Here is a 26364-nt window from a genome sequence, read left to right on the forward strand (position 1 = left end):
TATATTGGATCGCACAGGATGCGTGAGGCGCACTTGTCGATGGAGCCAATCAGGACTGATGGTTAGTTGAGGTAACGCGATGAAAACCAAAGAAGTGATCGTGAGCTTTCGCGGCGTGCGCAAGACCTACGATGGCGAGACGCTCGTCGTCAAAGCGCTCGATCTCGACGTCTATCAAGGCGAATTCCTGACGCTGCTCGGCCCTTCAGGCTCCGGCAAGACCACGTGTCTGATGATGCTCGCGGGGTTCGAATTTCCGACCGGGGGCGAAATCTGGTTGGACGGCCAACTGCTCAATGCGGTGCCGCCGCACAAGCGCAACATCGGCATGGTGTTCCAGAATTACGCGCTGTTCCCGCATTTGACTGTGGCGCAAAACGTCGAATATCCGCTGACCGTGCGCAAGCTCAAGGGGGCCGAACGCGCCGCGCGCGTACACGACGCGCTGGCGATGGTGCGCATGGAAGGTTTTGCAAAGCGTTATCCGGCCCAGTTGTCGGGTGGACAGCAGCAGCGTATTGCACTCGCTCGCGCGCTTGTGTTCGAGCCGCGGCTCGTGTTGATGGACGAGCCGCTCGGCGCACTCGACAAGCAATTGCGCGAGCACATGCAAATCGAACTCAAAGCACTGCATGAAAAGCTCGGCGTCACATTCGTCTACGTAACGCACGACCAAGGTGAGGCGCTAACGATGTCGGACCGCGTTGCCGTGTTCGACAAGGGCATCGTGCAGCAACTCGATACCGTGGACCGCCTCTACGAAACGCCCTGCAATGAATTCGTCGCGAATTTCATCGGCGACAGCAACCGGCTGCACGGCACCATCGCCGGCGTCGACGGCGAGTTTTGCCAGCTGCAACTGCGCGACGGCACGCATGTGGTCGGCCGCAACGTTGCCAATGCGCGCACCGGCATGCCGGCTGTCGCTTGTATTCGCCCGGAACGGCTACGGCTCGCGACGCACGGTGCGGGTGCGAGCACGAATGGGAACGCCAACGGGAAACCGAATGGCAATGCATTGGCGAGCGAGTTGCGCGGACTGATCTATTTTGGCGACCACGTGCGGATGCGCTGTGCAGTGCCGCAACAGGAGGAGTGTTTCGTGAAAGTGCCGCTCGGCAACGAAGCACTCGACACGTTCGTGCCCGGCGCGCCGGTCGCGCTCGAATTCGCACCCGAGCATCTGCGAGTGTTTGCTTGATCCGCGCGAACCGCTGGCTTCGCGCAAGCCCGTATGTATCGCCGGACCTATCCACGAAGAGGAGAACCCAGATGAAGACCAAAATGATCCAGACGCGCCATACCGTCGCGATGCTGGCAGCCGCGGCGGCAACGTTGCTGGCAGCCGCCGGCACGCATGCGGCCGAGCTGACCGTCGTTAATTTCGGCGGGGCTAATGCCAATGCGCAGAACGTCGCGTATTACCAGCCGTTCGAAAAGCAAACGGGCGACAAAGTCACGGCCGTGGAATACAACGGCGAGACGGCCAAAATCAAGGCGATGGTCGAAGCGAAGCACGTGAATTGGGACGTGGTCGAAGTGGAGTCGGGCGACCTCGGGCGCGGTTGTGACGAAGGGCTCTATGAAAAGCTGGACTGGGCGAAGATCATCAACAAGTCGGCGCTGATCCCCGAATCGCCGCGCACCTGCGGTGTCGGCTTTTTCGTCTGGTCGACGGCGCTTGCCTACAACGCCGACAAGCTCAAGACGGCACCGACCGGCTGGGCCGATTTCTGGGACGTGAAGAAGTTTCCTGGCAAGCGCGCGCTGCGCAAGGGCGCGCGCGGCAACCTCGAATTCGCGCTGATGGCCGATGGCGTGGCGCCGAAGGAAGTCTATAAAGTGCTGGCCACCAAGGCAGGCCAAGACCGTGCGTTCAAGAAGCTCGACGAACTCAAGCCGAACATTCAGTGGTGGGAAGCCGGTGCACAGCCGCCGCAATTTCTGGTGGCGGGTGATGTCGTGATGTCGTCGGCGTTCAATGGTCGTATCGATGCCGCCCAGCACGAAGGCAAGAATCTGAAGGTCGTTTGGAACGGCAGCATTTACGACCTCGATTACTGGGTCATTCCGAAGGGCTCGCCGAATAAGGCATTGGCCGAGAAGTTCATTGCATACACGGTGTCGTCCAAGCCGCAGCAAGCGTATGCGCAGCACATTGCCTACGGCCCGGCGAATCGCGACGCGATCAAATCGCTCGAAGCCAAGACGCTTGCGAATTTGCCCAATTCGCCGGCGAACGGCAAGAACGCGGTATTGCAGGACGCTGCTTTCTGGACCGACTACGGAGATGAACTCGAGCAGCGCTTTGCGGCGTGGGCATCGAAGTAACGCTTGCTGAGAATATAACGAAGCAGGCCGCGCGGCGCGCAGCAGGTGGGCGCCGCGCGGCAAAGCAGGAAGATACGGGCAGGAGATGAGCGTGAATACGATGACGATCGAAAGCGAGGCAAGCGCCGCATCGACGGCCGCGCTCAAGCGCGAGCTCAGGGCAGCGCTCGCGCGCAAACGGGCGGCAGCGCTCATGATGATTGCGCCGCTTGCCATTTTTCTGCTGCTCATCTTTGTCGTACCGATCGGCGCGCTATTGACGCGCGCCGTCGAAAACCCCGAAGTGGCGACGGCGCTGCCCAAGACCGTCGCGCAACTGCGCCAATGGGATCGGGAAAGTGCCCCATCCGATGCAGCGTATGCGGCGCTTGCCGCCGATCTGACCACGCTCGAAGATGGCGAATCATTGGGCGGATTGGCGCGCCGGCTCAATGTCGAGATCCCCGGTTACCGTTCGCTTGTCGCCAAGACGGCCCGTGCGATGCCGCTCAAGGACGATGCCGGCAATCTGCTGGCGCCCGCACAAATCCGTACGAAGCTGATCGAGCTCGACGCGCGCTGGAGCGATGCGCGTTATTGGCGTGCCATTGCAAAAAATAGTTCGCACTACTCACCGTTTTACGTGTTGGCTTCGCTCGATCATCGGCAAGACGCGTTTGGCCACATCGAGCGTACTGACCCGGGCCAACGCATTTATCTGACGGTATTCGGGCGCACGTTCGTCATTAGCGCCGTCGTGACGCTGGCCGCCCTGTTGCTCGGCTACCCACTCGCCTATTGGATTTCGACGCTTGGCGAGCGCCGCGCCAATCTGGCGATGATTCTCGTGCTGATTCCGTTTTGGACATCGATTCTCGTGCGCGTTGCCGCATGGATCGTACTGTTGCAAAACGAGGGATTGGTCAATCGTGCGCTGCAGGCGCTGGGCCTCACGCCTGCGCCGCTCGAGTTGCTGTTCAATCGAGTGGGCGTCTATATCTCGATGACGCACATTCTGCTGCCGTTCATGATCCTGCCGCTTTACAGCGTCATGAAGGCGATTCCCGCGAGCTATCAACGCGCGGCGATATCGCTCGGCAGCCATCCGTTCGCCGCGTTCTGGCGCGTGTATGTGCCGCAGACCTATCCGGGTATCGGCGCGGGCGCGTTACTCGTTTTTATTTTGTCGATCGGCTACTACATCACGCCCGCACTGCTCGGTGGCCCGGACGATCAAATGGTCAGCTACTACGTGGCGTACTTCACGAACGTGACGATCAACTGGGGAATGGCGTGCGCGCTCGGTGGCCTGTTGCTGGCCGCAACCCTCGTGCTCTATGCGGTGTACGGCCGCTTCACGCGCGCACAACCGAGCCTTTGACACGAACGATCACCGTATCGGAGCCGACGATGAAACTCGCCAAACCGCTGTTCGCCCCGCACGCATCGCTCGTCGAACGTGCTTGGTACTTCGCGCTGCGCGCGCTGGCCGTGCTGACGCTGCTTTATCTCGTGTTGCCGGTGCTGGCCATCGTGCCGTTGTCGTTTTCGTCGAGCACGTTCCTCGTCTATCCCATTCCGGGCTGGTCGCTGCGTTGGTACGAGAACCTGATTTCATCGAACGAATGGCGTATGGCCGCGAAGAACAGCTTCATCGTCGCGCCGTCTGCAACGGCCGTGGCGACCGTGCTCGGCACGCTTGCCGCGCTTGGCCTTGCGAAGGCGAATTTCCACGGCAAGGCATTGTTGATGGCCGTGCTGATCTCGCCGATGATCGTGCCGGTGATCGTCGTTGGCGTCGGCATGTATTTGTTCTTCGCGCCGCTCGGGCTTGCCAACACTTATATCGGGCTGATTCTGGCGCACGCCGCGCTCGGCGTGCCGTTCGTCGTCACGACGGTGGGCGCGACGCTACAAGGCTTCGACGGCAACCTGGTGCGCGCGAGCTTGTCGCTCGGTGCCAACCCCACGCGCACGTTCTTCCGGATTACGTTGCCCGTCATTGCGCCGGGCGTGATTTCGGGGGCGCTCTTCGCGTTTGCCACATCGTTCGACGAAGTCGTGGTCACGCTTTTTCTCGCCGGCGCGAATCAAACGACGCTGCCCCGTCAAATGTTCACCGGCATTCGCGAGAACATCACGCCGACGATCGCCGCGTTGGCGACGATCCTGATCATATTTTCAACTTGCTTGCTGCTTGCACTTGAATGGCTGCGCGGCCGGAATGCGGCGCGGGCGGTGGCCTGAGCCATTGCCCTGAGTCATTGCCGTTATCGCGGTCGCCCTGCTGCAATCCATGCCTCGGTCTGGCCCATCCGCCAGTTCGCGCGAACTCGCACGCAATTGCCCGTGGGCGCCCATTGCATTGAGTGCTTGTAGTAACTCGTAGTCGGGATCGGACGCACTCATGGAAAATCGGCTCATAATTAGCTCACGGATGAGCCGATAATGAGCCGATATGCAAACGATGAGCCGATTTGAGCCGATAATGAGCCAATCGCCTACCGTTCGACCAGGCAGTTCCCGATCAGCAAGGCGTCGGCACTCGAGGTCAAGAACGAACAAATGGCGTCCGACGGACTTTCGTCGATAGGCTGTCCGCACACATTCAACGACGCATTGACGAGCATCGGCACGCCCGTCGCTTCATAGAAGCAACTCAACGTCTCGTGTAAAAAAGGCTCGTCAGCCTGACGCACGATTCCAGCGCGTGCGGTGTTATCTGCATGAACGACGGCTGGAGCGACTTGCAACGTTTCCGGCCGGGCGCGGACCGCAAACATCATGTGTCGGTTGGCCGGGCCTTCAAAAAATCGGTTGTAGTCTTCTTCACGAATGAGCGGAGCGAGCGGGCGGGCATGCTCGTAGCCGTTGATGGCGTTAAGTTTGTTGCATGCATCCCGAGCGTTGGGCGACGCCAGCAAACCGCGGCGTCCAAGCGTGCTCGGTCCGAACGCCATGCGCCCTCGAAACAGCGCAACAATCTTTCCGTTCGCAAGCAGGCGAGCCAATGCGGTTGGCAATGCCTTGTGCGGGATTTGCCTATAGCAAAGCCGCGCTACGGCTAGCGCGCGGATAATGTCGCCGTCACGGTACTCGGTACCGAGCGACATCGATGCATAACGCAATTGAGGCGGCGCACCTAGCCGAATTGCGCTAAGCGCGGCGGCACCGATGGCCGTTCCGGCATCGTGAGCCGCCGGTTGCACGAAGTAATCGTCCAAGCCCGGCAGCCGCGCAATCCGCCCGTTCGCGGCGCAGTTGAGAAATACGCTGCCGGCCGCGCAAAGCTTACGGAGTCCCGTTTGCTGCAAATACGATGAAAGAACGTCGAGCAGTGTTTGCTCGAGTAAAGTTTGTGCCGAGCAGGCAATGTCCATATGCCGCTGCATGATGGTTTCACACGGCATGCGCTTGTCGCCGAGAATGAATTCGAGTTGCGTCAGGCGCGACATATCGATGCGATAGCGGCCCGTCGATGCGCTACCGAGCGCGTGTCTCAGATCATGAAGGTAGCGGTCCTTTCCATATGCCGCCAATTCCATCACTTTATATTCCTCGGTAGATGGCTCGAAACCGAGGTGGGCGGTGATCAGCGAATAAAAGAATCCCGGCGAACGGGAAAGCGGGACGCTCGCCACGCGTCTGATAACTCCGCCTTCGCCTGCGTAGATCGAGGTGCAGGCCCGCTGGGCACTGCCGTCCGCCACGATCACGAGCGATTCGTCGAATCCCGAGCAAAAGAACGCCGACGCGGCATGCGATAAATGATGATCCCAGTTGCGAAAACGCGTGCGTGTGGCGAAGTCGAACGGAGCCAATATGTCGGCATGCCGAGGCGGAATATCATCGGGTCTTTGTAATTTCCGTTTGATATTGAGTACGTTGGTAAACGCAGCAAGTTCGTCTCGAAGCGAGGAGGGACGTTTGCCGGCCAGGCATGCACATGACGCGACGACATGCGCCCACGGATTGTGCGAATAGGCGATCTCGTCGATATCCGCAAAGCGAAGGCCGGTATGTGTCAATGCTGCACAAATCGATTCATACGGCAGATGCGTTTTATAAGGCGCGTATTGCCTGCCGCGCTTGACGCGTGTCACACGCTCTTGTTCGAGCGCGAAAACGAGTTCGCCGTCTTGAACGATTGCTACGGCCGGATGCGCGAAGAAGCTGTTGACGCCGAGGATGATCAAGCGTGCCTCCTGTTGGCGGACTGCTGTTTGAGATCGTGTTTATCAGCCTACTGCGAACCCCACTGCTCGCTGTTCTATGGATAAGGGTTCGAAGCGGTACGACACATCATGCGAGTCGATGCGCGCCGCTAACGCTTGCGCATTCGCCGCGTCGTAGCAGTAACGGACCGCGTTTAATTCGCGCCGTAACGCTCTTACCTCATCCGCGATCGGTGTGTCGCCGCGCAGCGCCAGGGCGAACATCCGAGCCAACTGACGCGCGTGAGCGCTCGTGCCGCCCATACGCGTAAACGCGGCCGCCGAGAGCCGGAAAGCAGACGTTCGAACGGTGGGAAGCGACGGGAACGGGTTCGCGAGAATTCCGGCTTGCTCGAGGCGATACGATTGCGCGGCCGCGCTGGTGCTCGGTTCCGCTGCGACCCACACTTGATGGCACGCAGTGAACGCGTCACCCCGCGCGGCAACATGCAGACCCGATGCGGCCAATTCGTCGGCGAATGCTTGTGCATTTTCTACGGTCCGACGGGCATAGATATCACCGCCGCAGTCGCGAAATTCGAGCAGCGTAATCGCCAGTGAAACCACGCCGGCCATTGTGTGCTGACTGACGAAGTGATCGCTCGTGGCTTCAATTGCGCGAGCCAATTGCGGTGAATGCGTGGCAATGAAGCTTTTATGCGGGCCTGGTAGCGTTTTATGCGTGGAGCCGCCAAAGCTGTCCGCACCGCGCTCCAATGGGTTGGGCAAGACGGACCCGAAAATCAGGCCGTTCACCTGGCTACTGTCATAGTGGATCAACGTATCCGGCGAGACGGCATCGACGATATCTCGAATGGGTTTGGGGTCGATCGGAAAAAGCAGCGTGGACTGGTCGAGATAAATGAGGCGTATTTTCTCGCGGCGAAGCAGCGCCGTGAGCGCCGCTTCATCAATATCGAAGGCGTTCAAAAACGGTATGTCGAGCGGTTGTGCACCAAGCCGCGTGGCGACTTGGCGAGTGTTTGCATGGCCACCTGCGCCGATAGGAACGGTCAGTATCCTGTCGCCCGGTTTCGCGAGTGCCGCGAGCACGATCGTCGTGCAATTGATGCCTGAAATGGGCCTTACATTGATGAATCGGCTTCTCGTAAACTGCTTCAAAAGCGGATGCAGAATCTCGCGTTCGATTGCGCCTAACTGGCGCCCCGCCGGAAAACACCATTGACCAAATAGACGCAGGTCATCCTGAAAATATCGTGAGTGAGGGTCTAGCGTGAAGGGCAGGGTAGCCAGCGGCGAAAGGCGATTTTCGCTCGGCGTCAGATTGAATCCCTCTAATGCATTGCGCTGATGCACTTGCAAACGATTCAGCAACGCGGACAACATAGTGGTCACGGTGCGGCTCCCCGACAAATGGCGGTGCTTGGGCTTGATTGCGTCGATTGTTCGAAAGCAGGTAACGTTGCAAGCAAAGTTCGATTCGAATGACCGGCTTCGATAGACTGCGATCGGGCTCGTTCAACGGTGATTAAGCGATCGCTTTTTCGGACCAATGGAAGGTGAATCTGCCGATCTCAAAAAGCGAAGCAGAAATGCAACGTTTAGCGCCTGGCCGTGTCATTAGCCTGAAGCACCTCGCGGCGCGCCGCTTTGCGCGTCGCTTAACCTCGACATCAAATGAAATCGAAACAACGCTTACTGTGGCATGCGGCGCTTGCCGCGACACTTTTTCCCGTTGCGGCGTTCGATGCCGTGGCGCAGCCGGTGTCGGCTGCGTCGGCTGTGTCATCGGCATCGGCGGTCTCCGCGCAGGCCCCACTGCAAGACTTCACGGCCTGGAAAGCGCAGTTCCGCACGCAAGCGCTCGAGTCCGGCATCTCTGCCGATACGTTTGACCGCGCTTTCGCCGACGTCGCCCCGGACCCTTCGGTGATCGAACGTGATCAGACGCAGCCTGAATTCGTCAATCCCGTCTGGGAATATCTCGATGCCGAGCTATCGGCTCAGCGCATACAACGTGGGCGCGAGTTGCTACAAGCGAACGCGGCGACTTTTGCTGCCGTATCGGCACGCTACGGTGTCGCACCGACCGTGCTGGCGGCGATCTGGGGCATAGAAAGCAATTACGGGCAAGACACAGGCGAGCTTCAAGTGGTCCGCTCACTCGCCACGCTGGGCTACGAAGGACGCCGGCGCGCGTTCGCACAAACGCAGTTGATTGCCGCGCTGCAGATCGTGCAGCACGGTGATGTGACAGCCGATCAGCTATTGGGCTCGTGGGCGGGAGCGATGGGCCAAACGCAATTTATCCCGTCGACGTACAACACGTATGCGGTCGACTTCGACGGCGACGGAAAGCGTAATATCTGGACGTCGAGCGCCGACGCACTAGGCTCGGCCGCTAACTTGTTGCACTCGCTCGGCTGGCACGCGGGCGCGCCGATTGCCGTCGAGGTGACGCTGCCGGACGGGTTCGACTACCACCTCGCCGACCTTGGCGTCAAAAAGGCGGTGCGCGAATGGTACCGCTCGGGCGTTCGCGCGGTGGGCGATGCGCCGGCGTCTGCCCAACCTGACGACAACGCGTCGGTTATTCTGCCAGCGGGCTATCGCGGGCCGGCATTCCTCGTGTTCGACAACTTTCGCGCCGTTCTCGGCTACAACAATTCCACGTCTTACGCGCTCGCGGCGGCGTTGCTGGCCGAGCGCTACGAGGGCCGCGGTCAAATCCGCGCGTCGTGGCCCAAGGATGATCCGCCTCTTTCGCGCTCTGATCTGCTCGCGTTGCAGGCGCTGCTCGATCAGCAAGGCTACGACGCAGGTGAGCCGGACGGCGTCGCAGGGCCCGCGACCCGTGCCGCCATTCGGGCTTACCAGACACGTCATGGGCTGCCCGCGGACGGCTATGCAAGCGTCTCGCTGCTCGATCGGCTGCGCCGATAAAAAAAGCCCGGCCTAAGCCGGGCTGGAATAGCCGCGTTTCCTTGGCGAAACGCGACACCTGCAAGCGCAATGAGATACCGATACTTACGCCGCGAGCAGCGAGCGCAATACGTACGGCAAGATGCCGCCATGCTTGTAGTAGTCGACTTCGATCGGCGTATCGATGCGCAACAGCACCGGCGCACGCTGCGTCTTGCCATCTTTGCCGTGGATCACGAGCGTGACTTCCTGCTGCGGTTTGAAATCGGCGCCGAGCCCTTCGATGTCGTACGTTTCCTCGCCGGTGATATCGAGCGACTGCACGCTGTCGGTGCCCTTGAACTGCAACGGCAGCACGCCCATGCCGACCAGATTCGAGCGATGAATCCGCTCGAAGCTGCGCGCGACGACAGCCTTCACGCCCAGCAACTGCGTGCCCTTCGCGGCCCAGTCGCGTGACGAACCCGTGCCGTATTCCTCGCCCGCGAAGACGAGGGTCGGTGTGTCGTCGGCAATGTACTTCATCGCCGCGTCGTAGATCGAAAGCTGCTCGCCGCTCGGCTGGTGAATCGTCAGGCCGCCTTCGACGCGCGTGCCATCGGCCTTCGGCGGGATCATCAGGTTCTTGATCCGCACATTGGCGAACGTGCCGCGCATCATCACGTCATGGTTGCCGCGGCGCGAGCCGTAGCTGTTGAAGTCAGCCTTTTGCACACCGTTCGCCTTGAGCCACTTGCCGGCCGGTGAATCTTCCTTGATCGAACCGGCGGGGCTGATGTGGTCGGTCGTTACCGAATCGCCAAATACGCCCAGCGCACGCGCGCCTTGGATCGCGGGAATCGAATCGGCCGGCTGCATCGAGAAATGCTCGCCAAAAAACGGCGGCTCGGCGATATAGGTCGACTTCGGCCAATCGTAAACCTGACCTGTTTCGCCCTCGATCTTGCTCCAGAGGTCGCCCTTCTTCGTGAGTTGTGCGTAATTCGCGCGGAACGCGTCGGCGTTCAGCGCGAATTTGAGCAGTGCGTTGACTTCTTCGCTCGACGGCCAAATGTCGCCGAGATAAATGTCCTTGCCACCGCTGCCCTTGCCGACCGGTTCGGTCATCAGGTCACGCGTCATGGTCCCCGCGATCGCATAGGCCACGACGAGCGGCGGCGAAGCGAGGAAGTTCGCGCGAATGTTCGGGTGAATCCGCGCTTCGAAGTTGCGGTTGCCCGACAGCACCGCGGCCGCGACGATATCGTTTTTCGTGATTGCTTCGTTGAGCTCGGGCGTGAGATCGCCGGCATTGCCGATACACGTCGTGCAGCCGTAAGCGGCCAGTTCGAAGCCGAGCGTCGAGAGGTAGGGCAGCAAGCCCGTCTTCGTCAGATATTCGGTAACGATGCGCGAGCCCGGGGCGAGCGAAGTCTTGATATGCGGGGCCACCGTCAAGCCGGCTTCAACGGCCTTCTTCGCGAGCAGGCCGGCGGCCAGTAGCACGCTCGGGTTGGACGTGTTTGTGCACGAGGTGATGGCGGCGATCAAGACATCGCCGTTTTTCACGGTAACGTCGTTTGACGTCTTGTATTCGGCCGCGAGCTCGGCCGGCTTCTTCGCGAAGCCGTTTTCACCAACCGGCTTCGAGAACAACTCGGAGAAGTTGGACTTCACGTGGCCGATCTCGATGCGATCTTGCGGACGCTTCGGGCCGGCAAGAGAGGGCGCCACCGTGGCGAGGTCGAGCGTGACGACCTTCGTGTAGTCGATTTGGCCCGCTTTCGGAATGCCGAACAACTGCTGTGCCTTGAAGTAGTTTTCGAAGGCCGCGATTTCGGCATCGGTGCGGCCCGTGCCCTTGAAATAATCGATCGTCTTTTCGTCGACCGGGAAAAAGCCCATCGTCGCGCCGTATTCGGGCGCCATGTTGCCGATGGTCGCGCGGTCCGGCAGCGTCAGCGACGCCGTGCCGTCACCGAAGAACTCGACGAATTTGCCGACCACCTTCTCCTTGCGCAGCAACTCGGTGATCGTGAGCACGAGATCGGTCGCGGTCACGCCTTCGCGCAGCTTGCCCTTGAGCTCGACACCGACGACATCGGGCGTCAGGAAGTACACAGGCTGGCCGAGCATGCCGGCTTCGGCCTCGATGCCGCCCACGCCCCAGCCCACCACGCCGATGCCGTTGATCATCGTCGTGTGGCTGTCGGTGCCGACGAGCGTGTCGGGATAGTAGATGGTGTCGCTGCCTTCGGCCTTCTTATGCACGCCGCGCGCGAGATATTCGAGGTTCACCTGGTGCACGATGCCAACGCCGGGCGGCACGACCTTGAACGTGTCGAACGCCTGCATGCCCCACTTCATGAACTGATAGCGCTCGTTGTTGCGCTGAAATTCAAGCTTCATGTTCAGATCAAGCGCGTCTTTCTGACGGTAGTAATCGATCTGGACCGAGTGGTCGACGACCAGATCGACGGGTACGAGCGGCTCGATGGCCTTCGGATTTTTGCCGGTGCGCTGGGCCACGCCGCGCATGGCGGCGATATCGGCAAGCAGCGGCACGCCCGTGAAATCCTGCAACACGACGCGCGAGACGACGAACGGAATTTCATCGACGCGCGCCGCATTCGGCTTCCAGTTCGCGAGTTGCACGACATGTTCTTCGGCAACCTTCTTGCCGTCGAAGTTGCGCAGCACCGATTCAAGCACGATGCGGATCGACACCGGAAGGCGGTCGATCTTGACGTTCAACGCTTTGCCGAGTTGAGCGAGCGAGTAGAGCTTGCCGGTGCCGCTACCGCTGTCGAATTCCTTGAGCGTGTTGTGGAGGTTGTGGGCCATGGTTTTTTCCTAGGTTTGGAGCGAGGAAATGACGTTGTTACGTTTCTGAAACCTGATATTCGAAGCGGATGCCGAAACCGTGCGAGTCATTGCGTTGCATTGGGTGTACGTCATGTGCGTCATGTACGTCAGATCGCGTACATATCGACGTATTCATGAACGGGCATGGCTTCGAGCCGCGCCTGGTCGAGCGATACATCGAGAATCTTTTGTTGTTGCTTGCCGGCAAAGCGCCGTGCAAGATTCGTCTTGAATTTTTCCACGAGGAGCGGAATACCTTCGGCGCGGCGGCGCTTGTGCCCGAGCGGGTATTCGACGACGACCTCATCAAAGCGCGAACCGTCGTTGAACTCGATCGTCAGCGCATTGGCAATCGAGCGTTTATCCGGATCGTGATAGTCCCGAGTGAACTGCGGGTCTTCGATGCATGCGATCTTCGCGCGCAGAACGTCGATACGTGCATCGGCTGCAACGGCATCTTCGTAATCGGCCGCCGTGAGGCGCCCGAAAATCAGTGGCACGGCCACCATGTATTGAATGCAGTGATCACGGTCGGCCGGATTAGCAAGGGGGCCCTTTTTATCGATGATCCGAATGGCCGCCTCGTGGGTTCGTATCGTGATTTTCGCGATATCGTCGACACGCTTGCCCGCCGCTTGCAACCGGGCATGTAGCGTCATGGCCGCTTCAGCAGCTGTCTGAGCGTGGAATTCCGCTGGAAACGCGATCTTGAAGAGAACGTTCTCCATCACATATGAACCGTACGGCCGCTGAAACGCGAACGTCCTACCCTTGAACAGCACGTCGTAAAAGCCCCAAGTGGGCGTGCTCAGTACGGACGGATAGCCCATTTCGCCGGTTCTGGCGATCAGCGCGAGCCGCACGGCGCGCGAAGTTGCATCCCCGGCCGCCCACGATTTGCGTGAACCGGTATTCGGCGCATGCCGATACGTGCGCAAAGCATGTCCGTCGACGAATGCGAGTGAGATAGCGTTGATCAATTCATCGCGCGTGAGCTCGAGCATCTGGGCCACGACGGCCGTCGACGCTAGCTTCACGAGTAACACATGGTCGAGCCCCACCTTGTTGAATGCATTCTCGAGCGCGATCACGCCTTGAATTTCGTGTGCCTTCACCATCGCGACGAGCACGTCTTTCATCACGAGCGGCGCTTTGCCGGCTGCGACGGCATTGCGCGAGAGCCAGTCCGCCGTCGCCAGAATGCCGCCGAGGTTGTCGGACGGGTGGCCCCATTCGGCTGCGAGCCATGTGTCGTTGAAGTCGAGCCACCGGATCATGGCGCCGATGTTGAACGCCGCCTGCACAGGGTCGAGTTGGAACGGCGTGCCCGGCACCTTCGCCCCGTTGGGGACGATCGTGCCGGGCACGATCGGGCCGAGCAGCTTGGTGCAGGCAGGGTAGGAAAGCGCCTCGAGTCCACACCCGAGCGTATCGATCAGGCAGTTGCGCGCCGTGTCGAGCGCTAGCGCGCTATCGACGCGCGCGTCGAGAACGTAGTCGGCAATGTCGACCAGCACCTGGTCGGGTGCCGGTCTGACGTTGGGGATCGATGCGGACATGATCGTGCGTTCGGGCTAAGCCGTTCAGTTGCTCTTTTGCAGCACGCTGGATTGCGTCGGAGCCGGCGAACCTTGTGCCATTTCCGGCGTCTTGCACTCGTCGGCCAGGCGCGCGCTGTCCTTATCGGAAAACAGCATCGCTTTCGTCGGGATCACGACGAGGTCCATGCCCGTTGCGACGTCGTGGAAGCGGTCCGCACCGGTCGTCGTTGCTTCGCGCGGCAGCTTGTAGTTTTTCGTGCCCCAATGGACGGTCACGATCTGGTCGCGCTTCATGTCGCCCTTGAGCTCGAAATGGGCGCCTTCGTTACAGGCCCACTCCACCGAGCCTTCCGGCACCGGATCGGCTTTGGCGGGCGTCGCGTTAGACTTGCGTTTGACGAGGCGATGCTTCGGCGCCGGTTTTTTCGTCGTGGTCGACGGCGTCGATTGCGCGGCCGCGTCGGTGGCCGTGACGACGAGCGTGGCGGACAGCGTGCCAATGAGGGAGACGAGCAGCAATTTCTTCATGGAATCTGGACCTTTCGAATGACTTTGAGACGGAGACGAGCCCATATCGAGATATCGCCGCGCGACGCGGCTTAGACGCTCGACCTGGACAACCGGGCCTTCCGTGGCGCGGCGGTCGCTATTTTCTCCTATTTAGTGGCACAAACTTCATATTTTCGGGACCGGTGTAATTCGCGCTGGGCCGGATGATCTTGTTATCGATGCGCTGCTCGATCACATGCGCGCTCCAGCCCGAGGTGCGCGAGATGACGAAAAGCGGCGTGAACATCGCGGTCGGCACGCCCATCATGTGATACGACACCGCGCTGAACCAGTCCAGATTCGGAAACATCTGCTTCGCGTCCCACATCACGGCCTCGAGCCGTTCGGCGATATTGAACAGCTTCATGTCGCCGGCTTCTTTCGACAGTTTTTTCGCGACCTCTTTGATGACCTTGTTGCGCGGGTCCGAGATCGTGTAGACCGGATGCCCGAAGCCGATCACCACTTCCTTGGCCGCCACGCGCTGGCGGATGTCGGCGTCGGCTTCATCCGGGGTGGTGTAGCGTGATTGGATATCGAATGCCGCTTCGTTGGCGCCGCCATGCTTTGGCCCGCGCAATGCGCCAATCGCGCCTGTGATGGCGGAGTAAAAGTCCGAGCCGGTTCCGGCAACCACGCGCGCGGCAAACGTCGACGCGTTGAATTCGTGTTCGGCGTAAAGATTGAGCGAAGTATGCATCGCACGCACCCACGATTCGGACGGCGCCTTGCCGTGCAGCAGATGCAGGAAGTGCCCGCCGATCGAATCGTCGTCGGTTTCGACTTCGATGCGCCGGCCGTTGTGCGAGTAGTGATACCAGTAAAGCAGCATCGAGCCGAGCGAGGCCATCAGGCGATCGGCGATATCGCGTGCGCCGGCAATAGCGTGATCGTCTTTTTCCGGCAGCACGGTGCCAAGCGCCGATACGCCGGTGCGCATCACATCCATTGGGTGCGCCGCGGCCGGTATCCATTCGAGCGCGGCTTTCACGTTCGCGGGCAGTCCGCGCAACGCCTTGAGTTTGCTTTTGTAAGCGGTGAGCTCGGCTTGCGTGGGCAGCTTTTCGTACACGAGCAGGTAAGCGATTTCCTCGAATTCGCAGGCGGTGGCCAGATCGAGAATGTCGTAGCCGCGATAGTGCAAGTCGTTGCCCGTGCGCCCAACGGTGCATAGGGCGGTATTGCCCGCGCTCACACCCGATAGCGCGACCGATTTCTTGGGCTTGAAGCCCGACGACGGAGACGAGACCCGTTCGGCTTCGGTCATGATGATTTGTGTGCAGCAAAGAGAGCGTCGAGCTTGTCCTCGTACGCGTGATAGCCGAGATATTGATATAAATCTTCGCGCGTTTGCATGGTGGGCACCGCGGCTTGTTGCGTGCCGTCGCGCAGCACCGTCTCGTAGAAATTGAGCGCGGCCGCATTCATCGCGCGATACGCGCCGCAGCAATACAACGCGATATCGACATTGGCCTGCCGTAATTCATCGACCGTAAAAAGCGGTGTCGAACCGAATTCGGTCAGATTCGCGAGAATCGGCACGTTCACCGCTTGCTTGAAGCGGCGGTAATCGTCGAGCGTCTTCATGGCTTCGGCAAAGATCATGTCGGCGCCCGCTGCGACATAGGCCACTGCGCGCTCGATGGCCGATTCGAGCCCTTCTGCCGCCGCGGCGTCCGTGCGGGCCATGATGACGAATGAATCGTCGGTGCGCGCATCGACCGCCGCCTTGATGCGATCGACCATCTCGGCAGTTGGCACGCATTCCTTGCCGGGCCGGTGCCCGCAGCGCTTTTGTCCGACCTGATCTTCGATATGCACGGCCGCGACGCCCGCCTTGATAAACGAGCGGACAGTGCGTGCAATGTTGAATGCGCCACCCCAGCCCGTGTCGATGTCGACAAGCAGCGGCAGCGAGCAGGCGTCCGTGATGCGGCGAGCATCGATCAGCACGTCTTCCATCGTGCTGATACCGAGATCGGGCACGCCCAACGAGTTCGCGGCAACGCCGCCGCCCGAGAGATAAACGGCCTTGAAGCCGACGGCTTCGGCCATCTTCGCCGCATACGCGGTAATGGCACCGACCACTTGCAGCGGTTTCGCATCGGCGAGCGCGGCGCGAAACGCGGCGCCGGGGGTAGGGCGGGGCGTGGCTGACGTCGTTGTGGTCATCGTCATCGTGCAGTCTCCGCGGAAGACTCAGATGCGCCGAAGAGCGGCGCGGTGTCGGCCGGCAACGGTCTGCCCGTCGCGCGTGCGCGCCGCAGCACCGACCAGTAGTAACGATAGCTCGCGCGATCGTGCAGCGTGTCCCGGTGGCGCGTTGGCCCCCATTGTGCGGCCTGAGCGGCCAGCAAGATCTCGGCAGCAGTCGCCACTGCCTCGTCGCGCGGCGCGAACGCGGCGACGATAACCGGTACTTGCGCCGGGTGAATGCTCCACATCCGCGTATAGCCGAATTCATCGCGCGCGCGCGTCGCGTCTGTCTCGACGATATGCATGTCGCGCACTTCGGTGCTGACGTTATGAGAGGCCACGCGTCCATGCGCGTGGCAGGCAGCCGCAATCTCGAGCTTGGCGCGCCGCACGAGCGGATGCTCGAATTGCCCGGGCGAACGCATCGCGGTATCGGGAATCGCGCCGTCGTGCGCCGAGACGAAGTCCATGAGCCCAAAAGAAAGCGCCTCGACCGTCGGCAGTGCCGCGAGCTGAAAGACTTGCGCGAGCGCGCCGTGCGTCTCGATCAGCAGTTGCGCCGGGATCGGTTTCGCGATGCCAAGCTCGCGGCGTGTGGCTTCGATGAACGCGCACATCTCGGCGGCATCGGCGACGCTGCGCACCTTCGGCAGCGCGATGTAGGCTGGCGCCCGTTTCGCGGCGCGCAAGATAATGCGAACGTCGTCGCGCCAATGGCTGTGGTGGAGGTCATGAATGCGCACGCCGACGCGCCCGAACGCATCGTGCTCGCTGCCGAGCATGGACGCCACGAGCTCGGCATGCTCCGCTTCGTGGCCGACTTGCGCGCCGTCCTCGCAATCGAGCGTGACGTCGAAGATCGGCCCGAGCTGTGCCTGCAACGCAAGCGACTTGAGCATCAGCTTTTCGCTGCCCGCGTAGTGATCGCAAACGGGCAGGATTGCAGGCGGGGCTTCGCCTTCAAACAGCACTTCGGCGGGGGTGAGGGCGCGCATCTTCGGCGTCAGGCAGCTTCGGTCGTCGTGAGGAAAAGCGGATTCGGGCGGGCGCTATCGTGCGCCTTTGCGCCCCTGCGGCAAACGCGGCATGGAGCCCGCTCCGTTTGCCGCGCTTATCGCAGCGAGGCACCAGCCCGTGCGCCGCTGATGCTCGTATAGGCGGCGCGGGCCGGTACCTCGGTACGTGTTAGCCGAGCAGATGCTGCACGCCGTCGCGCTCTTCGAGGAGCTCGTTTAACGTGAAGTCCATCTTCTCGCGCGAGAAGGCATCGATTTCGAGGCCCGTCACGCGCTTGTATTCGCCGTTCTCGCACGTCACGGGCACGCCGTAGACGATGTCTTCGGGAATACCATAAGAGCCATCCGACGGAATGCCCATCGTGACCCACTTGCCGTTCGTGCCGAGCAACCAATCATGCACGTGGTCGATGGCCGCGTTCGCAGCGGACGCCGCCGACGACAAACCGCGTGCCTCGATGATAGCTGCGCCGCGCTTGCCGACGGTGGGAATGAAGACGTTGCGATTCCATTCGTCGTCGTTGATGAGCTTCGTGAGGGACTGGCCTTCGGCGACGGCGAAACGGAAGTCCGGGTACATCGTCGGCGAGTGGTTGCCCCATACGGCGAGCTTTTCGATCGACGCGACCGGCTTGCCCGATTTCGCTGCAAGCTGCGAAAGCGCGCGGTTGTGGTCGAGACGCAGCATGGCCGTGAAGTTCTGCTTCGGCAGATCGGGGGCCGACTTCATCGCGATATAAGCGTTGGTATTGGCCGGATTGCCGACCACGAGCACCTTGACATCGCGGCTTGCCACTTCATTGAGCGCCCGGCCTTGCACGGTGAAGATTTCGGCATTGGCCGAGAGCAGGTCTTTGCGCTCCATACCCTTCGAGCGGGGGCGGGCGCCGACCAGCAACGCGACATCGGCATCTTTGAAGGCGACCTTCGGGTCATCAGTCACGACCACGCCGGCGAGCAGCGGAAACGCACAGTCTTCCAGTTCCATTACGACGCCTTTGACGGCGCCTTGCGCTTGCGGCAGATCGAGCAGTTGCAGGATAACGGGCTGGTCCTTGCCGAGCAGATCGCCGTTGGCGATGCGAAAGAGCAGTGAGTAACCGATTTGACCTGCGGCGCCGGTGACGGCAACGCGCTTAGCGGACTTAGCCATTGAGAACTCTCCAGAACGATGCAATGCGTTGATGCGTTTTTGGTGCGTCTTACGCTAGGGAAACCGCCATTTTATGCGTGTTACGCGAAGCGTGTCGGCGGAAACTGATTCGAACCGGCTGCTCGCCGCGGCTTGGCGCTTGCCACGTGCGATATACAAAAACGTGCGACGCCGCTCGGCACGGGCCGTGCAGGCAACGTGCGACCAAACAATGTGCACGATGCCGCGTTTCTCTCTCGCTGCGGGCCGCCGCCGGGCCGGCCCGCAAGCGCGGTTCGCGACGCAGTGTAGGAGTGCGTCTGCCCAAAGTCAACCTTATCTTATGTCTTATATAAGACACATGAATCGCGCACGAAAGCCTGGACGCATAGCGAGCCTTTATGTTGAAATGCGCGGCATGAATGCGAACCAGGCGAGCACGGCGAATCAGAACGGCCAACCCGGCGACGGTGTGGGCGCGGCTTCCTCTTCGCCCACGTTCAGCCCGCTTTACCAGCAAATCAAAGGCCTTATTACGCAGGGCCTCGAGTCCGGGGAATGGAAGCCGGGCGAGATCATCCCGAGTGAAGTGGAGCTCGCGGCGCGCTACAAGGTCAGTCAGGGCACGGTCAGAAAGGCGATCGACGAACTCGCAGCCGAGAACCTGCTCGTGCGCCGCCAGGGCAAGGGCACGTTCGTTGCGACTCACAACGAAGATCGCGCACAGTTTCGCTTTTTGCGATTGCTGGCCGACGACGGCGCCGAGCATCCGCACGTGAGCAAGTTGCTCGAATGCCGCCGGCTGCGGGCGCCGGCGGAGATCGCGCGCCAGCTCGAATTGAAGCCGGCCGACCCGGCCGTGCAGATCAGGCGTTTGCTTCAATTCGACGGCGTCACGACCGTATTTGACGAGATCTGGTTACCGGGCGCCGTGTTTCGCGGCCTGACGTTCGAGCGGTTGAGCGAGTATAAGGGGCCGCTTTACGCGATGTTCGAGGCGGAGTTCGGCACGCGGATGATTCGCGCATCGGAGAAAATCCGGGCCGTGGCGGGCGAACCCGCAGTCGCCGAGTTGCTGGGCGTACCGGCTGGCTTCCCGTTGCTGTCGGTCGAGCGTGTGTCCTATACGTATGGTGACCGGCCGGTCGAGGTGCGCCGCGGTTGGTATGTCACAACCGGGTACCACTATCAGAATGACTTGAGCTAGGGCTGAGAGCCGCAGTGGCCGGCCTCGGCAATCGTCTTCAAGGGTTTTCGCTGCGCCGCGGCATAAAAAGGCGCTAAAATCGCGGGTTAGTGTGACTACAAACGTAGGGGTCTAGTATGGCAGAAGCCGTAAAAAAGCCGAGGCCGGAGTTCCGGAACATCGGTATCGGTCAGATTTTGACGGCGTATCGTCTTCCTCTGGCGGGACGCGTGTCGATTCTGCATCGAGTGAGCGGTGCACTATTGTTCGTTTTCCTTCCCTTCCTGCTCTTCCTCTTCGACCAGAGCCTCACTTCCGAACTCAGCTTCGAAGTCTTCAAGCTCTTCCTCTCCAATATCATCGTCAAGCTGATCACGCTGGTTCTTGCGTGGGCGTTCCTCTTTCACTTTTGCGCCGGTGTGCGCCACTTGTTCATGGACTTGCATCACGCCGTGAGCAAAGAAGGCGGCAAGCAAACGTCCATTGTGGTCCTGGCGGTGTCCTCGATCCTGACGCTCGCCTTTGCGCTGAAACTATTCGGAGCTTTCTAAGAAATGGCAGCCAATAACCGAATCGGCCCGAAGCGTCTTGTCGTCGGCGCGCACTACGGCCTGCGCGACTGGCTCGCGCAGCGCATCACGGCCACCGTCATGGCGATCTACACCGTCATTCTGCTCGTCTGGTTCTTCGGCGCGCGCGATTTCTCCTACGAAGGCTGGGCATCGATTTTCGCCACGGAATGGATGAAGCTCGCGACGTTCGTCACGCTGCTGTCGATTTTCTATCACGCGTGGGTTGGCATCCGCGACATCTGGATGGACTACGTGAAGCCCGTCGGTGTTCGCCTCACCCTGCAAGCGTTGACGATCGTCTGGCTGCTCGCCTGTGCGGGCTACGCTGCTCAGATTCTCTGGAGAGTGTAAAAGAATGGCTGCAATCAAGAATTCTCTGCCGCGTCGCCGCTTTGACGTGGTCATCGTCGGCGCGGGCGGCTCGGGGATGCGCGCTTCGCTGCAACTCGCGCGTGCTGGTCTGTCGGTTTGCGTGCTCTCGAAAGTGTTCCCGACGCGTTCGCATACGGTTGCCGCGCAAGGCGGCATCGGCGCGTCGCTCGGCAACATGAGCGAAGACAACTGGCACTATCACTTCTACGACACGATCAAGGGCTCGGATTGGCTCGGCGACCAGGACGCCATCGAGTTCATGTGCCGCGAAGCGCCGAATGCCGTCTACGAGCTCGAGCACTTCGGCATGCCGTTCGATCGCAACGCGGACGGCACGATCTATCAGCGTCCATTCGGCGGCCACACGGCGAACTACGGCGAAAAGCCGGTTCAACGGGCATGCGCCGCGGCCGACCGTACCGGTCACGCGTTGTTGCACACGCTCTATCAGCAAAACGTCCAGGCGAAGACGCAGTTCTTCGTCGAATGGATGGCGCTCGATTTGATTCGCGATGCCGATGGCGACGTGCTCGGCGTCACCGCGCTCGAAATGGAGACGGGCGACGTCTACATTCTCGAGGGCAAATGCACGCTGTTTGCGACGGGCGGCGCTGGCCGCATCTTCGCTGCGTCGACGAATGCATTCATCAATACCGGCGACGGGCTCGGCATGGCTGCGCGCTCGGGCATCGCGCTGCAGGACATGGAGTTCTGGCAGTTCCACCCGACGGGTGTGGCGGGCGCGGGCGTGCTGATCACCGAAGGCGTGCGCGGCGAAGGCGGCATTTTGCGCAATGCGAACGGCGAGCGCTTTATGGAGCGCTACGCGCCGACGCTGAAAGATCTGGCGCCGCGCGATTTCGTCTCGCGTTCGATGGACCAGGAAATCAAGGAAGGCCGCGGCGTGGGTCCGAACAAGGACCACGTGCTGCTCGATCTGTCGCATATCGGTGCGGAGACGATCATGAAGCGTCTGCCGTCGATTCGCGAGATCGCGCTGAAGTTTGCGAACGTCGATTGCATCAAGGAGCCGATTCCGGTTGTGCCGACCATCCACTATCAGATGGGCGGTATTCCGACGAATATCCACGGGCAGGTCGTCGGTACGCCGCGCGGCCACGAAGAGCCTGTCAACGGCTTTTACGCGGTGGGCGAATGCTCATGCGTATCGGTGCACGGCGCGAACCGCCTCGGTACGAACTCGCTGCTTGACCTCGTCGTGTTCGGCCGCGCGGCCGGCAACCACATTGCCAAGCATGTGAAGGAAATCAACGAGCACAAGCCGCTGCCAGCCGATGCCGCCGATTTCTCGCTCGCGCGCCTCGACAAGCTCGAGAAGTCGAATTCGGGCGAATACACGCAAGATATTGCCGGCGACATTCGTTCGTCGATGCAAGCGCATGCTGGCGTGTTCCGTACCTCGAAGCTGCTTTCCGAAGGTGTCGAGCGGATCAAGGAATTGGCCGAACGCGTCGAACACGTGCATCTGAAGGACAAGTCGAAGGTATTCAACACGGCGCGTGTCGAAGCGCTCGAACTCGCGAACCTGATCGAAGTGGCACGCGCGACGATGGTGTCGGCCGAAGCCCGCAAGGAAAGCCGTGGCGCTCACGCCCAAAGCGATTACGAACATCGCGATGACGAAAACTGGATGCGCCATACGCTGTGGTTCAGCGAAGGCGATCGCCTCGATTACAAGCCGGTACACATGAAGCCCCTGACGGTCGAATCGGTGCCGCCGAAGGCGCGGACGTTCTAACGCGGCCCATTCCCAAGGACAGCTGAAAATGGCAAAACGTATTTTTGAAATCTACCGCTACGACCCGGATAAAGATGCGGCTCCGCGCATGCAGACGTACGAGCTCGAACTCGAGCATGAGCGGATGCTGCTCGACGCGCTCGTCAAACTGAAGGCGCTCGACGAGACCTTGTCGTTTCGCCGCTCGTGCCGCGAGGGCGTATGCGGCTCGGACGCGATGAACATCAATGGCAAGAATGGGTTGGCGTGTCTGACGAACCTGAACGAGTTGCCGCAGCGCATTGTTCTGCGTCCGCTGCCGGGCCTGCCCGTGGTGCGCGATTTGATCTGTGACTTCACACAGTTTTTCAATCAGTACCATTCGATCAAGCCGTACCTGATCAACGATACGCCGCCGCCCGAGAAAGAGCGTTTGCAGTCGCCGCAAGAGCGCGACGAACTCGATGGGCTGTATGAGTGTATCTTGTGTGCGAGTTGCTCGACCTCGTGCCCGAGCTTCTGGTGGAATCCAGACAAGTTCGTCGGTCCCGCGGGCCTGTTGCAGGCTTATCGTTTTATCGCGGACAGCCGCGACGAAGCGACGGGCGAGCGCCTCGATAACCTGGAAGATCCGTACCGTCTGTTCCGTTGCCATACGATCATGAACTGCGTCGACGTGTGCCCGAAGGGCCTCAATCCGACCAAGGCGATCGGCAAGATCAAGGAGTTGATGGTGCGTCGCACTGTTTGAGATGAACGCAACAGCCTCGCATCAATCCGACCCGCTACGTCGCGCGCGCTTACGTTGGCGCGCACGGCGGGGTCTGCTGGAAAATGATCTGATCTTCGAGCGCTTTTTCAGCCGCTACGAACAGAGTCTCAGCGACGACGATGTAGGTGCGCTGACGCGCCTTCTCGAGCTGAGCGATAACGACCTGATGGACTTGCTTCTCGCGCGCAAGGAACCGGAAGGCGACCTTTCCGTCCCGGCTGTCGTCCGGGTGCTGGGGCTTTTGCGCGTCGTGTGAGCGTCGCATGTGGGGCGCTCTCGCGCGCATGACCGGAAAACCGTTCTACCTTCGATTGAGGATGCTATGACTCCGTCAGATGTTAAAGCCACGTTGTCGTTCAGCGACAATTCGCCAAGTGTGGAACTGCCGATTTACAAGGGCACAATGGGCCCGGACGTGATCGACATCCGCAAGCTTTACGGCCAGACCGGCAAATTCACGTATGACCCGGGCTTCATGTCGACGGCATCGTGCAATTCCGCCATCACGTACATCGACGGCGACAAAGGCGAGTTGCTCTACCGCGGTTATCCGATCGACAACCTCGCGCAGAATGCAGATTTCCCCGAGACCTGCTATTTGCTGTTGAAGGGCGAATTGCCGAACGCGGCGCAAAAGACCGAATTCGTGGACACCATCACGCGTCATACGATGGTGCACGAGCAGATGCAATTCTTCTTCCGCGGTTTTCGTCGCGATTCGCACCCGATGTCGATCCTCGTGGCATCGGTGGGCGCGCTATCGGCGTTCTATCACGACTCGCTCGATATCAGCAATCCGCATCACCGCGATGTATCGGCGATCCGCATGATCGCGAAGCTGCCGACGCTCGTGGCGATGGCTTTCAAATACAGCATTGGTCAGCCGTTCGTTTATCCGAAGAACGACCTCTCGTACAGCGCGAACTTCATGCGCATGATGTTCTCGAACCCGTGCGAAGAGTACAAGGTCAACGACGTGCTCGTGCGCGCGCTCGATCGTATCCTGATCTTGCACGCGGACCACGAACAAAACGCATCGACGTCGACGGTGCGTCTGGCCGGTTCGTCGGGTGCGAACCCGTTCGCGTGTATTGCGGCTGGTATTGCATGCTTGTGGGGGCCGGCTCACGGTGGGGCGAACGAGGCGGCGCTCAACATGCTCGAGGAAATCGGCTCACCCGACAACATTCCTACGTTCATCAAGCAGGTCAAGGACAAGAACTCCGGCGTGAAGCTGATGGGTTTTGGTCACCGCGTTTATAAGAACTACGACCCCCGCGCGAAGCTGATGCGCGAAACGTGCCATGAAGTACTCGAAGAACTCGGCTTGCACGACGATCCGCTCTTCAAGCTCGCGATGCAGCTCGAGAAGATCGCGCTCGAAGACGAATACTTCGTGTCGCGCAAGCTCTATCCGAACGTCGACTTTTACTCGGGCATCGTGCAACGCGCGTTGGGTATCCCGACGTCGATGTTCACTTGCATCTTCGCGATGGCGCGCACGGTGGGCTGGATTGCTCAGTGGAACGAAATGATTTCGGAAGCCGAGCAGAAAATCGGTCGTCCGCGTCAGTTGTTCGTGGGTCATGAGGTGCGCGAGGCGAAGCCGATTTCGCAACGTTGAGCGAACCCGAGTGTTCGCGTCGCGAGACGCCGAGTGCTCACACGCGGCAGGCGGTCAGCCTGACCGAAACGGCCCGATCGGCATACGCTGATCGGGCCGTTTTTGCCTTGATACTCATCGCGTTGATCGGAATCAATCTTGGCACCCATTGCCGTTTCGACATACGCTCCGTAAGTGCTGCAATCGATAAACTTTCTGTAAACGATGCCGTTAAGCATTTATCGGTAGCTGTTTCGCCGCAGCCGCCTTCGGTCTGGGCAGGCTGATCGGTTCGCGTTACCAACAAACCGGAACGCGGAAAGACTTATTGGATATGCAATGAAATTGGCACCTCTTCCCGGGAATGAAGCGGCTCGGCTGACCGCGCTCCGGAGCTACAACATCCTGGATAGCTTGCAGGAGCAAGCTTATGACGACCTTACCGAAATCGCGGCACGGCTGATGGGTACGCCAATAGCGCTGATTTCCTTGGTCGATGGCGACCGGCTATGGTTCAAATCGAAAGTGGGGCTCGACGCATCCGAGATGCCTCGCGAATATACTTTTTGTTCGCATGCCATCGTGTCGCCTGCCGTTCAGTCAGGCATGCCGTTCGTGGTACGGGATGCACTTGACGACGAGCGCTTTTTCGATAACCGCGCGGTGTTGGGGATGCCTCGCATCCGTTTCTATGCTGCCGCTCCATTGGTGACGCCGGACGGTCATGCGTTGGGCACCCTTTGTACCATCGACCAAATTCCGCGCGAGCTGAGCGAAGAGCAACTGCGCATGCTGACAGTCTTGTCGCGACAGGTGGTGACGCAATTGCAACTGCGAAAGTCAGCTGACGAACTGATGCGGGTGGCGAGCGAACGGGAACGATATGCGGCGCAGTTGGAGGACTACCAGCGCCAACTGATGCAAGCGAACTCGATCTTGCAGGTGGAAAGCCGCACTGATCGTCTGACGCGGCTCGGCAATCGCGCCGCCTTTGACGAGCACCTGCAGTTGGAGCAGGACAGGACGGCGTGCGAACAGACGGAATTGTCGCTCCTGATGATCGACGTTGATCACTTCAAGCGTTACAACGACTCATTCGGCCATATAGCAGGCGACTACGCGTTGCAACTCATTGCCGAAGCGCTACGTAAAGCGGTACGGCAGAGCGATCGGGCGGCGCGTTATGGCGGCGAGGAGTTTGCCGTGATCGCGCCTGGCACGGGCAAAAATGACGCCTTGCTGTTAGCGGAGCGAATCCGTACAGAAGTCGCGAACATGGTTTTTCCGCATCGCGAAATAACCGTGAGCATCGGCGTCGCCACAACCGGGGGCACCAATTCCGCTTTGCTCAAAGAGGCCGACAAGGCCCTCTATGCGGCCAAACAGGCCGGCCGGAATCGCTGCTGCGCTGCGACCTGATGATCTAATAACGGCTA

22 protein-coding genes are annotated in these 26364 nt (G+C 60.3%); 13 read left to right on the plus strand and 9 right to left on the minus strand.

From position 1 onward, the window contains the following. Positions 1–79 precede the first annotated feature (79 nt). The 4 genes from ACSQ20_RS24555 (at position 80) to ACSQ20_RS24570 (ending at position 4557) form a co-directional block, all read left to right on the plus strand. Complete coding sequence (locus ACSQ20_RS24555) at positions 80–1201, plus strand: ABC transporter ATP-binding protein (RefSeq protein WP_436025072.1); 1122 nt, start codon at positions 80–82, stop codon at positions 1199–1201. 110 nt (positions 1202–1311) lie between these two features. Beyond that, positions 1312–2331 carry an extracellular solute-binding protein gene (locus tag ACSQ20_RS24560; protein WP_436025885.1) on the plus strand — a complete coding sequence of 340 codons (1020 nt, stop codon included), beginning with the start codon at positions 1312–1314 and terminating at the stop codon, positions 2329–2331. A 91-nt stretch (positions 2332–2422) separates the two neighbouring features. Next, positions 2423–3691, plus strand: coding sequence for an ABC transporter permease (locus ACSQ20_RS24565; protein ID WP_436025074.1), 1269 nt, complete (start codon positions 2423–2425; stop codon positions 3689–3691). A 29-nt stretch (positions 3692–3720) separates the two neighbouring features. Next, positions 3721–4557, plus strand: coding sequence for an ABC transporter permease (locus tag ACSQ20_RS24570; RefSeq protein ID WP_436025076.1), 837 nt, complete (start codon positions 3721–3723; stop codon positions 4555–4557). A gap of 254 nt (positions 4558–4811) precedes the next feature. Here the strand turns inward: ACSQ20_RS24570 and ACSQ20_RS24575 are convergent, their stop codons facing one another. Both ACSQ20_RS24575 and ACSQ20_RS24580 read right to left on the minus strand, forming a co-directional pair. Continuing rightward, positions 4812–6506 (minus strand): carbamoyltransferase family protein, encoded by a 1695-nt coding sequence (locus ACSQ20_RS24575; protein WP_436025078.1) that lies wholly within the window; start codon positions 6504–6506, stop codon positions 4812–4814. A gap of 42 nt (positions 6507–6548) precedes the next feature. Further along, positions 6549–7871 (minus strand): hypothetical protein, encoded by a 1323-nt coding sequence (locus tag ACSQ20_RS24580; protein ID WP_436025887.1) that lies wholly within the window; start codon positions 7869–7871, stop codon positions 6549–6551. A gap of 291 nt (positions 7872–8162) precedes the next feature. Between ACSQ20_RS24580 and ACSQ20_RS24585 the strand changes: the two genes are divergently transcribed. Next, positions 8163–9428 (plus strand): lytic murein transglycosylase, encoded by a 1266-nt coding sequence (locus tag ACSQ20_RS24585; protein WP_436025080.1) that lies wholly within the window; start codon positions 8163–8165, stop codon positions 9426–9428. 84 nt (positions 9429–9512) lie between these two features. Here ACSQ20_RS24585 and acnA read toward each other — a convergent pair whose 3' ends face one another. From acnA to ACSQ20_RS24620, 7 genes are all read right to left on the minus strand, one after another. Next, positions 9513–12230, minus strand: a complete 2718-nt coding sequence (gene acnA / locus ACSQ20_RS24590; RefSeq protein ID WP_436025082.1) for an aconitate hydratase AcnA — start codon at positions 12228–12230, stop codon at positions 9513–9515. Positions 12231–12358: 128 nt separating this feature from the next. After that, complete coding sequence (locus ACSQ20_RS24595; protein WP_436025084.1) at positions 12359–13810, minus strand: bifunctional 2-methylcitrate dehydratase/aconitate hydratase; 1452 nt, start codon at positions 13808–13810, stop codon at positions 12359–12361. Positions 13811–13834: 24 nt separating this feature from the next. Beyond that, positions 13835–14320, minus strand: a complete 486-nt coding sequence (locus tag ACSQ20_RS24600) for a hypothetical protein (RefSeq protein ID WP_436025086.1) — start codon at positions 14318–14320, stop codon at positions 13835–13837. Positions 14321–14438: 118 nt separating this feature from the next. Further along, positions 14439–15608, minus strand: a complete 1170-nt coding sequence (gene prpC, locus ACSQ20_RS24605; RefSeq protein ID WP_436025088.1) for a bifunctional 2-methylcitrate synthase/citrate synthase — start codon at positions 15606–15608, stop codon at positions 14439–14441. Further along, positions 15605–16519, minus strand: a complete 915-nt coding sequence (gene prpB / locus ACSQ20_RS24610) for a methylisocitrate lyase (RefSeq protein WP_436025090.1) — start codon at positions 16517–16519, stop codon at positions 15605–15607. The genes prpC and prpB overlap by 4 nt, the downstream gene beginning before the upstream one ends. Beyond that, entirely contained in the window at positions 16516–17532 is a 1017-nt protein-coding gene (locus ACSQ20_RS24615) for an HpcH/HpaI aldolase/citrate lyase family protein (RefSeq protein ID WP_436025092.1), read from the minus strand. The genes prpB and ACSQ20_RS24615 overlap by 4 nt, the downstream gene beginning before the upstream one ends. 190 nt (positions 17533–17722) lie before the next feature. After that, on the minus strand, positions 17723–18706 hold the full coding sequence (locus ACSQ20_RS24620) for a malate dehydrogenase (protein WP_436025094.1): 984 nt from the start codon (positions 18704–18706) through the stop codon (positions 17723–17725). Positions 18707–19094: 388 nt separating this feature from the next. Here ACSQ20_RS24620 and ACSQ20_RS24625 point away from each other — a divergent pair, with 388 nt between their 5' ends. From ACSQ20_RS24625 to ACSQ20_RS24660, 8 genes are all read left to right on the plus strand, one after another. After that, a complete protein-coding gene (locus tag ACSQ20_RS24625) occupies positions 19095–19892 on the plus strand; it encodes a GntR family transcriptional regulator (RefSeq protein WP_436025889.1) in 798 nt (265 codons plus the stop codon). Positions 19893–20008: 116 nt separating this feature from the next. Continuing rightward, the gene (gene sdhC, locus ACSQ20_RS24630) at positions 20009–20422 is read left to right on the plus strand and encodes a succinate dehydrogenase, cytochrome b556 subunit (RefSeq protein ID WP_436025096.1); all 414 of its coding nucleotides are present in this window, start codon (positions 20009–20011) and stop codon (positions 20420–20422) included. A 3-nt stretch (positions 20423–20425) separates the two neighbouring features. Continuing rightward, positions 20426–20794 (plus strand): succinate dehydrogenase, hydrophobic membrane anchor protein, encoded by a 369-nt coding sequence (sdhD, locus tag ACSQ20_RS24635; RefSeq protein ID WP_436025098.1) that lies wholly within the window; start codon positions 20426–20428, stop codon positions 20792–20794. A gap of 4 nt (positions 20795–20798) precedes the next feature. Further along, positions 20799–22574, plus strand: a complete 1776-nt coding sequence (sdhA, locus tag ACSQ20_RS24640) for a succinate dehydrogenase flavoprotein subunit (protein ID WP_436025100.1) — start codon at positions 20799–20801, stop codon at positions 22572–22574. A 28-nt stretch (positions 22575–22602) separates the two neighbouring features. Continuing rightward, positions 22603–23304 carry a succinate dehydrogenase iron-sulfur subunit gene (locus ACSQ20_RS24645; protein WP_436025102.1) on the plus strand — a complete coding sequence of 234 codons (702 nt, stop codon included), beginning with the start codon at positions 22603–22605 and terminating at the stop codon, positions 23302–23304. Between the two features lies 1 nt (position 23305). Then, the gene (locus ACSQ20_RS24650; protein ID WP_436025104.1) at positions 23306–23581 is read left to right on the plus strand and encodes a succinate dehydrogenase assembly factor 2; all 276 of its coding nucleotides are present in this window, start codon (positions 23306–23308) and stop codon (positions 23579–23581) included. A gap of 66 nt (positions 23582–23647) precedes the next feature. Further along, positions 23648–24949, plus strand: a complete 1302-nt coding sequence (gltA, locus tag ACSQ20_RS24655; RefSeq protein ID WP_436025106.1) for a citrate synthase — start codon at positions 23648–23650, stop codon at positions 24947–24949. Between the two features lie 318 nt (positions 24950–25267). After that, complete coding sequence (locus ACSQ20_RS24660) at positions 25268–26347, plus strand: diguanylate cyclase (protein WP_436025108.1); 1080 nt, start codon at positions 25268–25270, stop codon at positions 26345–26347. Positions 26348–26364: the final 17 nt, after the last annotated feature.

The organism is Trinickia sp. LjRoot230 (genome assembly GCF_964253315.1).
Classification (GTDB): Bacteria; Pseudomonadota; Gammaproteobacteria; order Burkholderiales; family Burkholderiaceae; genus Trinickia.